This is a genomic window from Embleya sp. NBC_00888, assembly GCF_045207655.1.
Classification (GTDB): domain Bacteria; phylum Actinomycetota; class Actinomycetes; order Streptomycetales; family Streptomycetaceae; genus Embleya.
The window spans coordinates 1,965,053-1,979,168 of sequence record NZ_CP108785.1; the positions used below are offsets into that span (position 1 = coordinate 1,965,053).

Here is a 14,116-nt window from a genome sequence, read left to right on the forward strand (position 1 = left end):
CTCGAACAGGAGGAGAGTCCGATGCCAACTCCCGCCGTTCCGCCCATACCCACCGACCGCCCCGGCGTGCCCGCCCCCGACCCGGCGACCCCGCGCTGTCCGGACATCGTCCGCGCCGCCTACGCCGAGTTGGTGGTCACCGACCTGGCCGCGTCCCGCGAGTTCTACGTCGACCTGCTGGGCCTGGTGGTCACCCACGAGGACGAGGACGCGGTGTACCTGCGCGCCTTCGAGGAGTTTCTGCACCATTCGCTGGTACTGCGGCGCGGGGCCGCCGGTGCGCTGGCCGCGTTGGCCTACCGGGTGCGCGCGCCGCGGGAGGTCGACGTCGCCGAGCGCTACTACCGGGCGCTGGGGGTGCCGGTCGAGCGCCGCGCGCCGGGTGCGACCCGCGGGATCGGGCCCGCCGTACGGGTCCTGGACCCGTTGGGGTTCCCACTGGAGTTCTTCTACGAGGCCGAGCACGTGCCGCGCCTGCATCAGCGCTACGACCTGCACGGCGCGGGCGCGATCGCGCGGCTGGACCACTTCAACATCGTGGTGCCGGACGTGGCCCGGGCCGAGCGCTGCTACCGCGACCTGGGCTTTCGGGTGACCGAGGACATCCGGGGCGAGGACGAGACGTTGTACGCCTCGTGGCTGCATCGCAAGGACACGGTGCACGACATCGCGCTGACCGGTGGCGACGGGCCGCGGCTGCACCACATCGCGTTCGGCACGCACGAGCGCGGTCAGGTGTTGCACGTGTGCGATCTGCTCGGCGCGCGGCGCCGGTCCACGCACATCGAGCGCGGTCCCGGGCGGCACGGGGTGTCCAACGCCTTCTACGTCTACGTGCGCGATCCCGATCTGCATCGGGTGGAGATCTACACGACCGACTACTACACGGGGGACCCGGACCACCCGGTGTTGTCCTGGGACGTCCGGGACAACCAGCGGCGGGACTGGTGGGGCAACCCGGTGGTGCCGTCCTGGTACGCGGATGCCTCCCCCGTCCTGGACCTGGCCGGGCACCCGCAACCGGTGCTCGCCCGGCGGGAGGACCACGAGGCGGAGGTGACCGTCGGCGCCGACGGTTTCTCGTTCGCCCGGGACGCGACCGGCGACGGATTCCGGATCGGGTCGCAGCTCTGAGTATTCGCCCCTGGTGTACGATCTGAAATCGTATCCGAAATAGTCGAGTGGAGAAGTAGGATGCGCCTGCGGCAACCCCTCGCCGTGACCACCTATCCGAGCACGGAGCGCACCGAGCAGCCTCCGGTGCTGCTCGTACACGGGTTCTGCTCCAGTACGCGCCGCACGTGGCTGGAGACGGGCGTCGTCCAGGCCCTGCTCGACGCCGGCCGCACCATGATCGCCCCGGACCTGCGCGGCCACGGCGCCAGCCCGGCACCGACGAGCGCCGAGGAAGTGGACGCGGTCGCCTCGGCTCAGGACCTGCTGGCCGTGGTCGACGCGTACGACGCGGACCGGTTCGACGTCGTCGCGTACTCGCTCGGCGCCCGACTGGTCTGGGAACTGGCCGCGCTGGCCCCGGAGCGGATCGGCCGGGTCGTGTTCGGCGGGCTGAACCCGACCGAGCCGTTCGCCGACGTGGACGTCGCGGAGCTGCGCCGGGCGGTGCACGACGGGGCGACCCCGCCCGCCGACCCGCTCACCGGCATGATCGCGGGCCTGATCCGCGCCGAGGGTGCGCGCGCGGACGGGTTGGTGACCTGTGTCGAGGGCCTGCGCGGTACTCCGTTCACGCCCGAGCGGTGGGCCGGCGGTACACCGCCGTGGTTCGTGGTCGGCATCGACGACACGATGACCCACGGCACCAAGGATCTGGTCGCCCTGATCCCGGGATCCCGAATGGTCGCCATGGCCGGCGACCACCACGGCGTTCTGGTCAACCCGTTCTTTCGCGAACTGGTTGTGCGGGTCCTCGACCGCTGACCCACCGCGGCGCACCACCCCCACCGGACCACGCCGGAGACGCCGGGCCGGGACACCTCGTCCCGGCCCGCCACCGTGTCCGGTCCAGACTGAGGAGACCGTAGTTGAGTCCCGCAAAGGCAACCACCGCCGCGAGCAAGGCCGCCAAGGCGTCGAAATCGGAGATGTGTTACGAGCTGCTGCGCGGCCGCATCCTCGACGGCACCTACGGGCCCGGGTATCGGCTGGTGTTCGACCAGCTCGCCCGCGAGGCGGGGGTCAGCACCATCCCGCTGCGCGAGGCGGTGCGCCGGCTCCAGTCCGACGGTCTGGTGGAGATCGTGCGCAACGTCGGGGCCCGGGTGGCGGTCTTCGACCGTTCGCAGGTCGAGCACTCGCTGAACGTGCTGGCCCGCCTGGAGGGTTACGCGACCGCGATCTCGGCGCCGCTGATGAGCGCCGCCGACATCGCCGAGGCCCGCGCGATCAACGACCGGATGGTCGAGGCGCTGGCGGACTTCGATCCCACCGCGTTCACCGCGCTCAACCGGCGATTTCATTTCTCGCTCTACGCGCATTGCCCCGACAGGCACCTGAACGCGCTGCTCGAGTCGGAGTGGGCGCGGCTGGATCACATGCGGCGGTCGACCTTCACCTACGTGCCCGGCCGAGCCCGGACATCGGTGCGCGAGCACGAGCATCTGCTCGACCTGATCGACGCGAGCGCCGACCCACAGGTGATCGAACAGGCCGCGTGCGCGCACAAGATCGCCACGGCGGCGGCGCTGCACCAGGCCAAGACCGGGACCCCGTAGCGGCTCGGCGACGCGACGAAGGGCGGGCTCCGGGAGCCCGCCCTTCGTCGCGTCGTGCCGCTCGTGCGGCGCCGGCGTCCCTGCGGTGCCGGGTTCGGGTGGTGCCGGGTTCGGGTGGCGCCGGGGTCGGGTGGCGCCGCGCTCAGACCAGGAGTTGACCGCCGTCCACCGGCACGATCGTGCCGGTGATGTGCTCGGCCGCCGGCGAGGCCAGGAACACCGCGAGCGGCGCGACGTCCTCGGGTACCGCGATGCGGCCCAGCGGGATCCGCGCCTCCCACGCCTGCCGGGCCTGCGGGTCGGACATCAGGCCGGCGGTCATCGGGGTGTGCACCGGACCGGGCGCGATCCCGTTGACCCGGATGCGGTGCGGGGCCAGTTCGATCGCGCCGGTACGGGTGATCGCGTCCACCGCGGCCTTGGTGGCCTCGTAGTGGCCCAGTCCCGCGGTGGGCTGCCGGGCGCCGATCGAGCTGATGTTGACGATGGCGCCGCCCGCCTCCGCGGCGATCATCAGCCGGGCCGCGGCCGCGGTGACGGTGAAGGTGCCACGCAGGTTGACCGCCACCACGGTGTCGAAGACCTCGATCGGCAGGTCCACGAGCAGTCCGCCGCCCGCGACCAGTCCCGCGTTGTTGACCAGGACCGCGAGCGGGCCGACCTCGGCGAGGACCCGGTCCAGGGCCGAGGCCACCGACACGGGGTCGGTGATGTCCATCGGGATCGGGACGCCGCCGATCTCCCGGGCGACCTTCTCGGCCGCGTCGACGTCGAGATCGGCGATCACGACCCGGTCGCCGCCCTCGGCGAAGGCGCGCGCGACGGCCGCGCCGATGCCGCTCGCCCCGCCGGTGACCACCACGACGCGTCCGGTGCTCATCGGGCCTCCGCCACGATCACCCGCGGGCTGCCCGGGAGTTCGAGTATGTCCACCGGCCGCCAGCCGGCGTCCGTGAGCCATTCCTCGACCTCGCCGCGCGGGTACACCGTGGTGCCGTCGATGACCAGGTACTCCCCCGCGTGCAGGGTGTCGATCAGCCGCGGCGTCCCGTTCGGCTCCAGGAAGAAGTCCAGCAACAACAGCCGGGCCCCGGGAGTCGCGGCCTTGCGCGCCGCGGCCACGATCCGCCGGTTCTGCTCGGCGTCGAAGCGGTGCACGACGTGTTCGAGGAGCACCAGGTCGAAGCCGGTGGGCACGTCGTCCGTCAGCGGGTCGCCGCTCACCACCTCGACCCGGTCCTCGACCCCGGCCGCCGCGAGGGTGTTCTCCGCGTGCCCGACCAGGTCGCCGGCGGACATGAAGGTCGCGCTCAGCTCGGGGTTCGCACGCAGCGCCTCGGCCAGGAACGACCCGGACAACCCGCCCAGGTCCAGGACCCGCCGATGCGCGCCGAAATCGTAGGCGCCCACCAGCATGCGGGCGTGCAACGCGTTGTACGTCATCACCCCGCCGAGGAAGACGCCGAGCCGATCGCCGCCCAGGTCCAACGGAGCGGGCCGGGCGGTGCGGGTGGTCTCGGCGAAGCCGAGCCAGTGCGGGTAGCTGACGGTGTCCAGGAAGGTCAGGAACGGGCGCAGATCCACGTCCGATGTCGATCCCCCGAGGTAGCGCCGGGCGGCGGGCGAGCCGGCGTATCCCGCCTCGCCGCGCTCCAGCAGCCCGAGACCGACCATCGCGTCGGCCAGGATCAGCGTGGTGCGCTCGGGCAGTCCGGTCCGGGTCGCGAGCTCGTCGAGCGGCGCGGGTCCGTCGGCGAGTGCCGCGAACAGGCCGGCCTCGTTGGCCGCGAAAAGCTGCTTGGCGGCCATGTACGCGATCGCGATTTCGATGATGCGATCGGGGCCGACCTCGGCCTGGGCGTCCGAGGGAACTGACATCGGATCTCCTCGCGGGGCAGGAAGTTGGTATCTGGAATGCTATATGATTACCGATGCCGTCAACAATGGCGATCGTGTCGATCTCCGCCCCCTTGGAGGATCCGTGGTGCTCTCCCCCGTCGCCGGCAGCCCCGGCCCGGTGCCCCGTCGTCGACTCGGCGCACACGGCCCGGAGGTGCCCGTGCTCGGCCTGGGCTCGTGGAACACCTGGGACCGGATGAGCCGTTCGGACGCCGTCGCGCTGATCCGCGACGCGTTGGCGCACGGCGTGGAGTTGTTCGACGTCGCGCACTACGACATGGGCCCACACGCGGAGAACGCGCGCACCGACCTGATCTTCGGGCAGGCGATGCGCGACGCGGGCGTGGCCCGGGAGGACTATCTGCTGTGCGGCAAGCTGTGGTTGTGGGAGTACCCGAGGAAGGGTTTCGCCGAGCAACTGGCGGTCTCGCTGGACCGGATCGGCACCGACCGGGCCGACCTGGTCGTGGTCGGCGACTTCTTCGGCGAGTTGGACGTACGAGCCGTGGTCCGCGACGTCGCCGAACAGATCGCGGCCGGCCGGTTCACTTCGTGGGGCGTCAACAACTGGTCCGCCGCGGACGTGTGGCGGGCCCGACGGTTCGCCGCCGAGGAGGGGCTGACGCCACCGACGTTCGCGCAGCTCAAGTACAGCCTGGCGCGTCGCGCGGTGCCCGAGGGCGAGCCGTTCGCCGAACTGTTCGCCGACGGACTGGCCATGCAGGCGTCCGACGTGCTGGAAGGCGGCATCCTGGCGGGCAACCTCCACCCGCAACGCAAGATCGGCGCCGACCCCGGCGACATCCGCGATCGCATCCGCGACACGTACCCGCTGATCGCCCGCGTGGCCGCCGAATTCGACGCCACACCCGCGCAACTGGCCATCGCCTTCTGTCTCACCAACCCCGCGGTCGCCACCGTCCTGTTCGGCGCCAGCCGCATATCCCAATGGCAGGACAACCTCAAAGCCCTGAACCTCCTCACCCACCACCCCGAAGACCTCCGCACCGCCCTCTCCGCCACGTGGGTCGACGCCGACACCATGAACCCGACAGGCACGGAACGCTGAATCCAACCGAGAGCCCGGCCGGCGTTTCTTGCGGCCGTCCCAAGCCGCGTGCACACCAAACGCCGGACGAAACCAAACCAGCCCGGCCGGCGTTTGAGGCCACCTTTCAGCCCGGCCGGCGTTTGAGGCCACCCTTCAGCCCGGCCGGCGTTTGAGGCCACCCCTCAGCCCGGCCGGCGTTTGAGGCCACCCCTCAGCCCGGCCGGCGTTTGAGGCCACCCTTCAGCCCGGCCGGCGTTTGAGGCCACCCTTCAGCCCGGCCGGCGTTTGAGGCCACCCCAAGCCACCAAAACCCTCAAGGACCCGAAGGGTCCACCACACCCCCGTCCGCAAAGAACGGCACCAGCCGAGCCCGCAACGCACTGGCCCCGACCCGATCCAACAACCGCAACCCCGCGACGTTGTCCACCAGTTGCTCCCGGCGCGTGGCCCCGAACAACACGCTCGCCGTGGCCGGATGCGACAACGCGAACGCAACGCACACCTGCGCGGCGCTCGCGTCCAGTTCCGCCGCCACCGCCGCGATCCCGGGCGCGGACGCGATGATCCGCTCCCGTACACCCCCCGGATCCCGTCCGATCTCCCGCGTCGGCGCGACCTTGCCGGCCAGGATGCCGCCCTCCAGCACATCGGACGCCTGCATCGACAGACCGGCCGAGAACAACTCGGCGAACGGCGCGCCGTCCGCGATCGCCCGCCGGCAGGGGCTGTACTTCAGCTGCGCGACCTGCGGACCGGCCGAACCCGCCTCCACCGCGTGCCGCCGAATCGTGGTGATCGCCTGCGCCGACCAGTTGTTCACACCCCAGTGCCCGATCAGCCCGCTCTCCTCCAACTCGGCCAGATCACCGGCGAGTCGCTCCAAATCCACGGCGTCGCCGCGCGCGTCGCCGCGGATGTCGCCCAGGATCGCCAGATCGGCGTACTCGGTCCCGGCCCGGAACATCGCCCGTTCCACCTGCTCGCGCAACGGCCGTGCCGGATAGCCCTCCAGCCACACCTTGGTGGACAGCAGGTATTCCTCCCGAGCCAGTCCCGCCGCCCGCACGATCGCCGAGAACAGCACGTCGGTGAACACCGGCTTCTGCCCGGGGATCCCGTATACCGCGACGTCGAAGAGGTTGATCCCCAACTCGACGGCGTGCGAGACCATGTCGACCGCGTCGTGGAAGTCCATCCGGTCGTAGGTGTGCCACGACCCCAGGGAAAGCGCGGACACGTACGGGCCCTCGACCCCCAGTCGGCGTCGCGGAACGGTCATGCTGTCGATGTCACCCATCGAAGGTCCTCTCGGGAATGAGTACTGCGGGCGGGTGGAACCGGCGCTCCAGGAACGACGAACGCGCTTACGGCAACCACGGATGCACCACGGCCTTGACCTGCTCCTGCCGACCCATCGCCGCCAGCGCCGCACTCGCGCCGGACAGCCCGACCGGCGCCGCGAACAGCCGGTCCCAGTCGAATCGGTCGCGGAAGTCGCGCAGGAACTCGACGGCCCGGTGGTAGTCGCCCACGTCGCCGTTGAGCGAGCCGACCACATCGAGTTCCTTGCCCATCACGGTCCCCAGCGGCAACCGCTCCGGGGTGGGACCGGTACTGCCCACGATCACGAACGTGGCTCCGAACGCCGCGAGTTCGACCGCCTCCGCACCCACACCGGGCGCACCGGCCAGGTCCAGGATCAGATCCGCGCCGCGCCCGCGGGTGGCGGCCAGCACCTCCTCGCGTCGGCCCTCGGCGTCGCCGTCCAGGCCGATCGTCACGTCCGCGCCGAACTCCCGGGCCAGTTCCAGCCGGTTCTCGGGCCCGCCGATCGTGATCACCGTGCGCGCGCCGCTCGCCTTGGCCATCGCGGCGGCCACGATGCCCAGCGCTCCGGCGCCCTGCACCACGACCTCGGCGCCGGGCCTTACCCCACCCGCCCGGTCGAACGCGTGCAGCACGGTCTTGACCGCGCACCCCGCGCACGCGGCCCAGGTGTCGGGCACGTCGTCGGGTACGAGCACCTTCTCCGCGCGCGGCCCGACGTAGGCGAACTCGGCCAACCCGGCCGTCGCGTACGGCCATCGGTCCGAGCGTTGCCGGAAGCCGTAGCCCCGATCGACGCAACCCACCGGCCGGCGCAACACCGTGCAGGCGTGGCACGTGCCGCAGGTCGACTCGGACCAGCCGATGCGATCACCGACCCGCAGCGTGCGGCCGAGCGCGTCGGTGGCGCCCACACCGACCACTTCGACCACGCCGGTCATCTCGTGGCCGAGCACCATCGGCAACATGCCGGGGAAACTCATCGCGCCGCGCCACAGGTGCACGTCGGTCGCGCACAGCGTGGCGCAGCCGATCCGGACCAACACCGCGCCCGGCTCGCAACGTTCGGGCAGTGCGATGTCCTCCAGAGTGAGCGGTTCGTCGTGCGCGCGCAGCACCGCGGCGCGGGTGGAGCCGTCCGGGGCGGAGCGGGTTCCCATGATCATCTGCGAACTCCGGTTCGTTGTCATCGACTGTGCGCGGTGTCCCAGACCTCGTGCCGGCTGCGCCACCACAGCAGCACCAGGATCACCAGAAACGGGATCACGCCTCGGTACTCGCGCACCGCGCTCATCGCGGCGGACATGCCTTCGAGGCAGCCGAGCAGCAGGCCGCCGGCCAGGGTCAGCGGAAGGTTGCGGAACCCGCCGACCATGGCGACGGCGAGCGCGGTGACGATCAGCTTGCCCAGCGTGGAGAAGTCGCCGCCCAGGCGCGGCGCGACCAGGATGATCACCAGCGCGGTGAGCGCGCCGATGGCCACCCACACCGCGGTGGCCAGCCGCGGCGCGGAGATGCCGACCACCTGTGCGGTGCCCGGCCGTTCCGACAGTGCCTGTAGGCGCAGCCCCACCAGGGTCCTGCGCAGCAGCAGTTCGACGCCGACGGTGATCGCCACCGCGAAGGCGATCGAGACCAGCACGGCCTGTGAGACCACCACGTCGCCGATCCGGAACATCGCCCCGTCGAAGGGCGCCGGGAAGCGGCGCGCGCCGGTGGAGGTGGCGCCGAACAGGCGCAGCCCCACGGCCATCACCGCGACGTAGACGGCCACCGTCACGGCCGCCTTGGTGCGTTCGTTGTGCTCCCCGAACCAGCGGATCAGCACCGCGCCCAGGATGCCGGACAAGGTCGCGCCGACCGCGACCCCGAGCGGCAGCGCGAGCCATACGTTCAGCCCGTCGTCGGTCAGCGAGACCATGGTGAAGGCGCCCATCGCGCCGATCGCCGCCATCGCGAAGTTCACCACGGCGACCAGGCGATAGGTCAGCACCACGCACAGTCCCAGCAGCGCGTAGCCCCCGCCGCTGCTCAGGCCCGCGATCACAGAGTTCAGCATTCGAGCACCTCCTGCTCCGAGGGGCCGGCCGCGCCGACCGCGCGTGCGCGGTCGGCGGCGGTCACGGCGAGGTCGATCGGTCGCACCGGGATCGGACCCTCGCGCGCCTACTTCTTGGTGGGCACGACAAAGCCCTCGGGCAGCACCTGCCACTTGCCGTCGACGGCCTTGACGAAGCGGCTGCCCTGGACCGGGTTGTGCTTGTCGTCGGGGCCGAAGACCCACGGGGAGCCGACCATCGGGTAGTCGATCGGGCTCATCTTCTTGAACGCCTCGGTGACCGACTTGCGGGTGATGTCGCCCTTGATGCCCTTGAGCACCTGGACGAACACGTCTGCGGACATCACCGCGCCCTGGCTGAACGCGGTGCGCTGGATGCCGTGCTTGTCCATCAATTGCGCCCAACGCCCGTTGCCGGGCAGGGTCACGTCGGTGTACGGCTGCCATTCGGTGCCGACGTAGGCCCGCATGCCCGAGGGCACCAGTTTGGCGTTGGCGTCGGTGTAGCTGTTCGCGCCCATGATGAAGTCGACGTTGTTCATGCCCTGGGTCTGCGCCTGGGCGAACCACGGGCCGACCTGTGCGTTGTACAACACGGCCTGACAGCCCGCCTGTTTGGCGGCGATCAGGTGCGGCGTGGGGTCGCCCTCGCCGACGGCGGTGTCCTTGGCGGCCAGTTGTTTGCCGGTGAGGTCGCTCCACTCCTTGATCGCGTCGCTGATCCCGCCGCCGCTGCCGGGCAGGGTGGTGTAGTAGAGGCAGACCTTGTCGTGGTGCAGCGTCTCGGAGGCGTAGTAGAGCATCGCGGTGAGCAGCTTGAACGGACCGGGGTTGACCGGCGCGATGTCGGGGCTGTTGAAGCACGCGGGGTCGACGCCGACGGCCGGGATGGAGACGATCTTCGCGCTCTTGTACGCGGCGCGGTTGACGCCGCAGTCGACCGCGCTGGAGGAGCCGACCAGGGCGACCACGCCCTTGGACTGCACGAGTTCCACCTCGTTCTCGGTGGAACGTTGCGGGTTCATCGCGTCGTCCTTGCTGATCAGCTCCAGCTTGCGGCCGTTGATCCCGCCGGCCGCGTTGACCTCGTCGAAGACGGCCTTGACCGCCTGCGGGACCTCCGGGGTCTGGAACAGCCCGGTGATTCCGTTGATCGAGCCGACCTTGATGGCGCCGCTGGTGGAGCCGCCGTCGCTGCCGTCGCCGGCACACGCGGTCGCGGCCAGGGCGAGCGCGGCGGTCACGGCCAACCGGCTCACGAGGGAACGCTTCATGGGGAACGTCCTTGTCATGGTGGATCGGTACGGAGTCGATCCGATCGAAGGCATGCCGGGGGAACCCGGGTCGGCGCGGAGGCGAGCGCGCGACACGGGGTGGTGCGGGCGGGTCGGGGCGGGTCGGCCGGTGGACCGGCCGGTGGTCGGCGCCCGTGGGTCAGCCGGTGGGGGTGACGATCGCGGTCGGGGGGACCGCGCCGTCGGGGGTGTCCGCGCCGCCGAGATAGGCGGCGAGCACCGCCGGGTCGCGCAGGACCTCCTCGGTGCGGCCGCTCGCGATCACTGTGCCGAAGTCCAGGACGGTGACCTCGCGGCAGGCCACGCGCACCAGTTCCATATCGTGCTCAACCAGCAGGACGGCCACGCCGTAGCGCTCGGGCACCTGGGCGAGTCGAGCCCCCAGGCGCAGCGATTCGGCGGCGGACTGGCCCGCGGCCGGCTCGTCCAGCAGGGCCACCGCCGGCCGCGCGGCGATCGCCGCGGCCACGTCGAGCAGGCGGCGGGTGCCCGCGTCGACGATCGAGATGGGCAGGTCGCCGACGGGGCAGCCGAAGAACTCCAGGAGTTCGTCGGCCTCGGCCCGGCCCAACCGCCGCCCCGCGCCGATATCGAGGTATTCGTACTGGGTCAACTCCGGGGCGATCAGGGTGGTTTGGAAGGTGCGGCGCAGACCCTTGGCGGCGCGTACCTGCGGGGCGAGTCGGTCGATGGGCGCCCCGTCCAGGCGGACCGAGCCGGGCGTTCGGCCGAGGAAGCCGCCGACCGCCGAGATGAAGGTGGACTTGCCCGCGCCGTTGGGGCCGATCAGGCCCACCACGGCACCGGCGGGGACGGTGAGGTCGACCGCGTCCAGGGCGGTGACCGGACCATAACGAACCGTCAGACCCCGCACGTCCAGGGCGGGTTCGGTGCCCACGGGTCGCGCGGGCGCGCCGACGGTGCGCTCGGGTGGTGGGGCCGCGTCGGCGCGTTCGCGGTCGTGCGCGGGCTCGGCGTCGGCGACCTTGCGGGCCTTGGCCAGGCGTTTGCGGTTGCGGGTGAAGTCGGTTTGGCTCATCCCGCTGCGCAGCGCGAGGATCGGCACGATGCCGAAGATGATCCCGCCCAGGTCCTGGGGCAGCTTGACCTTCTCCAGGAGGGTGGCCATGGTCGCGCCGAACACCCCACTCATCAGGGCACCTTCGGGGTGGTGCGGGCCGATCAGGATGGCGATCGCGAAGAGCGTGACGGATTGGCCCATGGCGAAGTTGCCGGAGACCACCAAGCCGAGTTGACCGGCCATCAGGCCGCCGCCGATCCCGGCGATGAACGCGCTGATCGCGAAGGCGGCGAGTTTGCTGCGGGCCACCGAAATGCCGTGCGAGGCGGCCAGCCGTTCGGAGTGCCGCAGTTCGAGCCAGGACCGGCCGAGTCGGGTCCGGTCGAGAACGGCGAGGGCGAGCGCGATCACGGTGAAGACGATGACGACCAGGACGAAGTAGTTCGCGTTGGTGGCGAAGGCGGGCGGGCGGGCGACCGTCTCGAGTTCCTCGGTACCGGGGAACTGCTTGGCGCCCAGCACGATGTCGGTGGACACCGCCGCGCCGAAGGTGATCACGGCGAGGTTGACGCCGCGAACACGCAGGGCGGGCAGGCCGATCAGCATGCCCACCGGCGCGGCGGCCAGGCCGCCGAGGAGCAGCCAGACGAGCAGGCCGCCCGGTGCGTCGGCCACGTTGAGCCGCATCACCACCCAGGCGCCGATCGCCGCGAAGGAGAGTTGGCACAACGACATGACGCCGGCGCGGCCGACGATCACGCCGTAGCTCTGCATGATCACGGCGCTGATCACGCTGGTGATGGCGAGGTAGAGCCAGTAGGGCGACAGGATGTTGGGGATCGCCACGCAGGCCGCGATCGCGAGCACGATCGTGACGGCCGCGCCGCGCTTGTCGAGCAGGTCCATGGCGGTGGGTGTCGTGCCGCCGGGCGTGCGGCCGGCGGCCCTCGTGCGGGCGTCGGGCTTCATCGGGCGGCACCGCCGATCCGGCTGTCCAGGGGGCCGACCGGGACCTGCTCGACCGGGTCGGTGGTCGGCGTCGTGGTCGAGCCGAAGTAGTACTCGTGCAGGAGTTCGGCCCGGTCGCGCAGTTCCGCGCAGGGACCGTCGTGCACGACGCGGCCCTTGCGCAGCACGTAGGCGTGTGCGCCGACGTCGAGGGCGAGGTTGGCGAACTGTTCGATCAGTAGGACGGCCAGTCCCGCACCGGCGAGTTCGCCGACCACGCGCATCAGCCGGCGCACCACCATGGGCGCGAGTCCGAGCGACATCTCGTCGACGAGGACCACCTTGGGATCGGTGACCAGGGCGCGGCCGAGCACGAGCATCTGCTGTTCGCCGCCGGAGAGATGGCCGGCCTGCAAGGTGCGGCGGCGGGCCAGTTCGGGGAAGAGCCGGTAGACGGTGTCCGGGTCGCCGCCGCCTGCGCGGGCGACCAACAGATTCTGTTCGACGGTGAGGGTGCGGAAGATGGTGCGGGCCTGTTCGACGTAGCCGATGCCGGCCCGGGCGCGCTTGTGCACGGACAGCTTGTGCACCGGGCGGTCGTCGAGTTCGATGCTGCCGGCGGTGGTGCGCACCAGGCCGGCGATGCCGTCCATCAGGGTGGTCTTGCCCGCACCGTTGGCGCCCAGGAGCACGGTGACCGCGCCGGGGGCCACATCCAGCGTGACGTCGCGCACCACCGGGATCTCGTCCCGGTGGATGCTCACGTCGCGCAGCCGCAGGACGGCCGGGGCGCTCACCGCGCCTTCCCCGCGAACGCGTCCCGCAGTGCCCCGACGACCAGTTCGTGCGCCCGTTCGGCGTCGCCGAGGTCGGTGGCGAGCAGGCCGAAGAAGCCGTGGATGAGCCCGTCGAAGCGCACCGCGGTGGCCGGGGTGCCTGCGTCGTTCAACGCCCGTGCGTAGTCCTCGCCTTCGTCCCGGAGCACGTCGTACTCCGCGCCCAGCACCAGCGCGGGCGGCAGTGCGGAGAGGTCGTCGGCACGGATCGGCAGCAGGTACGGGTCGGCAAGGTCGGCGGCGTCGCGTGGGTACTGGGTGAAGAACCAGTCCATGCTCGCCTTGGACAGGAAGTAGCCGTCGGCGAATTCCCGATAGGAGGGCCGCCCGTCGTCGGGGTGTCCCACCACCGGCGACACGAGCACCTGGAGTGCGATCGGCGGGCCGCCCAGGTCGCGGCTCTTCAGCGCGACCACGGCGGCCAGATTGCCGCCCGCGCTCTCCCCGCCGACCGCGATCCGCGTACCGTCCACCGCCCATCGCTCGCCGTTCTCGTGCAGCCACGCCACCACCGCGTGGCAGTCGTCGGCGGCGGCCGGGTACGGGTTCTCCGGCGCGAGGCGATAGTCGACCGAGACCACCGCGGTCTCGGCGCCGGCGCACACGGCCCGGCAGGCGTACTCGTTCTCGTCGAGACACCCGATGGTCCAGCCGCCGCCGTGGAACCAGACCAGGACCGGGAAGGGGCCGGGGCCCTCCGGGGTGTAGATCCGGACCGGGATGTCGCCGGCGGGTCCGGGGACGGTGGCGTCGCGGACCGATCCCACGGTCGGCAGTCGCTCCGGCATCGACCAGGTGAGAGCGAAGCCGGCGCGCATGGCCCGGGCGTCCAGGGCGAGGGGGGCCGGTCCGGATTCGCCGATCCGAGTGCGCTCGATGATCTTTTGGGCCTCCGGATGCAGGGGCACCGTTGCCTCCCAATCGACTCGCAAATCGTATCTGATTGCGT

General features: G+C 71.3%; 13 protein-coding genes. 4 read left to right on the forward strand and 9 right to left on the reverse strand.

The genetic code is table 11. The annotated features are described in order from the left end of the window. The first annotated feature begins 21 nt into the window (after positions 1-21). From hpaD to OG948_RS42880, 3 genes are all read left to right on the forward strand, one after another. Positions 22-1,134 (forward strand): 3,4-dihydroxyphenylacetate 2,3-dioxygenase, encoded by a 1,113-nt coding sequence (gene hpaD, locus OG948_RS42870; protein WP_331770396.1) that lies wholly within the window; start codon positions 22-24, stop codon positions 1,132-1,134. Between the two features lie 60 nt (positions 1,135-1,194). Continuing rightward, complete coding sequence (locus OG948_RS42875) at positions 1,195-1,938, forward strand: alpha/beta fold hydrolase (RefSeq protein ID WP_331770397.1); 744 nt, start codon at positions 1,195-1,197, stop codon at positions 1,936-1,938. Between the two features lie 104 nt (positions 1,939-2,042). Beyond that, the gene (locus tag OG948_RS42880; RefSeq protein WP_406300592.1) at positions 2,043-2,732 is read left to right on the forward strand and encodes a GntR family transcriptional regulator; all 690 of its coding nucleotides are present in this window, start codon (positions 2,043-2,045) and stop codon (positions 2,730-2,732) included. A 142-nt stretch (positions 2,733-2,874) separates the two neighbouring features. Here the strand turns inward: OG948_RS42880 and OG948_RS42885 are convergent, their stop codons facing one another. Then, positions 2,875-3,612: an SDR family NAD(P)-dependent oxidoreductase gene (locus OG948_RS42885; RefSeq protein ID WP_331770398.1), complete on the reverse strand. Its 738-nt coding sequence runs from the start codon at positions 3,610-3,612 to the stop codon at positions 2,875-2,877. Beyond that, positions 3,609-4,610 carry a methyltransferase gene (locus tag OG948_RS42890; protein ID WP_331770399.1) on the reverse strand — a complete coding sequence of 334 codons (1,002 nt, stop codon included), beginning with the start codon at positions 4,608-4,610 and terminating at the stop codon, positions 3,609-3,611. Before OG948_RS42890 ends, OG948_RS42885 begins: the two co-directional genes overlap by 4 nt. A gap of 103 nt (positions 4,611-4,713) precedes the next feature. On the opposite strand from OG948_RS42890, the gene OG948_RS42895 reads away from it, so the two are divergent. Next, entirely contained in the window at positions 4,714-5,700 is a 987-nt protein-coding gene (locus tag OG948_RS42895; protein ID WP_406300593.1) for an aldo/keto reductase, read from the forward strand. A gap of 295 nt (positions 5,701-5,995) precedes the next feature. On the opposite strand, the gene OG948_RS42900 is transcribed toward OG948_RS42895, so the two are convergent. The 7 genes from OG948_RS42900 to OG948_RS42930 form a co-directional block, all read right to left on the reverse strand. After that, positions 5,996-6,979, reverse strand: coding sequence for an aldo/keto reductase (locus OG948_RS42900; RefSeq protein ID WP_331770400.1), 984 nt, complete (start codon positions 6,977-6,979; stop codon positions 5,996-5,998). 67 nt (positions 6,980-7,046) lie between these two features. Then, positions 7,047-8,174: a zinc-binding dehydrogenase gene (locus OG948_RS42905; RefSeq protein WP_331770401.1), complete on the reverse strand. Its 1,128-nt coding sequence runs from the start codon at positions 8,172-8,174 to the stop codon at positions 7,047-7,049. Positions 8,175-8,194: 20 nt separating this feature from the next. Beyond that, positions 8,195-9,067, reverse strand: a complete 873-nt coding sequence (locus tag OG948_RS42910) for a branched-chain amino acid ABC transporter permease (RefSeq protein WP_331770402.1) — start codon at positions 9,065-9,067, stop codon at positions 8,195-8,197. Between the two features lie 107 nt (positions 9,068-9,174). Next, positions 9,175-10,341 (reverse strand): ABC transporter substrate-binding protein, encoded by a 1,167-nt coding sequence (locus tag OG948_RS42915; protein WP_331770403.1) that lies wholly within the window; start codon positions 10,339-10,341, stop codon positions 9,175-9,177. A gap of 160 nt (positions 10,342-10,501) precedes the next feature. Next, on the reverse strand, positions 10,502-12,289 hold the full coding sequence (locus OG948_RS42920; protein WP_406300893.1) for an ABC transporter permease subunit: 1,788 nt from the start codon (positions 12,287-12,289) through the stop codon (positions 10,502-10,504). 59 nt (positions 12,290-12,348) lie between these two features. Then, entirely contained in the window at positions 12,349-13,128 is a 780-nt protein-coding gene (locus tag OG948_RS42925) for an ABC transporter ATP-binding protein (protein ID WP_331770405.1), read from the reverse strand. Next, a complete protein-coding gene (locus OG948_RS42930; RefSeq protein ID WP_331770406.1) occupies positions 13,125-14,075 on the reverse strand; it encodes an alpha/beta hydrolase in 951 nt (316 codons plus the stop codon). The genes OG948_RS42925 and OG948_RS42930 overlap by 4 nt, the downstream gene beginning before the upstream one ends. Positions 14,076-14,116: the final 41 nt, after the last annotated feature.

Excerpts from the sequence above, each read along its gene's own strand:
- hpaD (WP_331770396.1), top strand. The coding sequence starts at position 22 with ATGCCAACTCCCGCCGTTCCGCCCATACCCACCGACCGCCCCGGCGTG.
- OG948_RS42875 (WP_331770397.1), top strand. The coding sequence starts at position 1,195 with ATGCGCCTGCGGCAACCCCTCGCCGTGACCACCTATCCGAGCACGGAG.
- OG948_RS42885 (WP_331770398.1), bottom strand. The coding sequence starts at position 3,612 with ATGAGCACCGGACGCGTCGTGGTGGTCACCGGCGGGGCGAGCGGCATC.
- OG948_RS42890 (WP_331770399.1), bottom strand. The coding sequence starts at position 4,610 with ATGTCAGTTCCCTCGGACGCCCAGGCCGAGGTCGGCCCCGATCGCATC.
- OG948_RS42900 (WP_331770400.1), bottom strand. The coding sequence starts at position 6,979 with ATGGGTGACATCGACAGCATGACCGTTCCGCGACGCCGACTGGGGGTC.
- OG948_RS42905 (WP_331770401.1), bottom strand. The coding sequence starts at position 8,174 with ATGATCATGGGAACCCGCTCCGCCCCGGACGGCTCCACCCGCGCCGCG.
- OG948_RS42910 (WP_331770402.1), bottom strand. The coding sequence starts at position 9,067 with ATGCTGAACTCTGTGATCGCGGGCCTGAGCAGCGGCGGGGGCTACGCG.
- OG948_RS42915 (WP_331770403.1), bottom strand. The coding sequence starts at position 10,341 with ATGAAGCGTTCCCTCGTGAGCCGGTTGGCCGTGACCGCCGCGCTCGCC.
- OG948_RS42920 (WP_406300893.1), bottom strand. The coding sequence starts at position 12,289 with ATGGACCTGCTCGACAAGCGCGGCGCGGCCGTCACGATCGTGCTCGCG.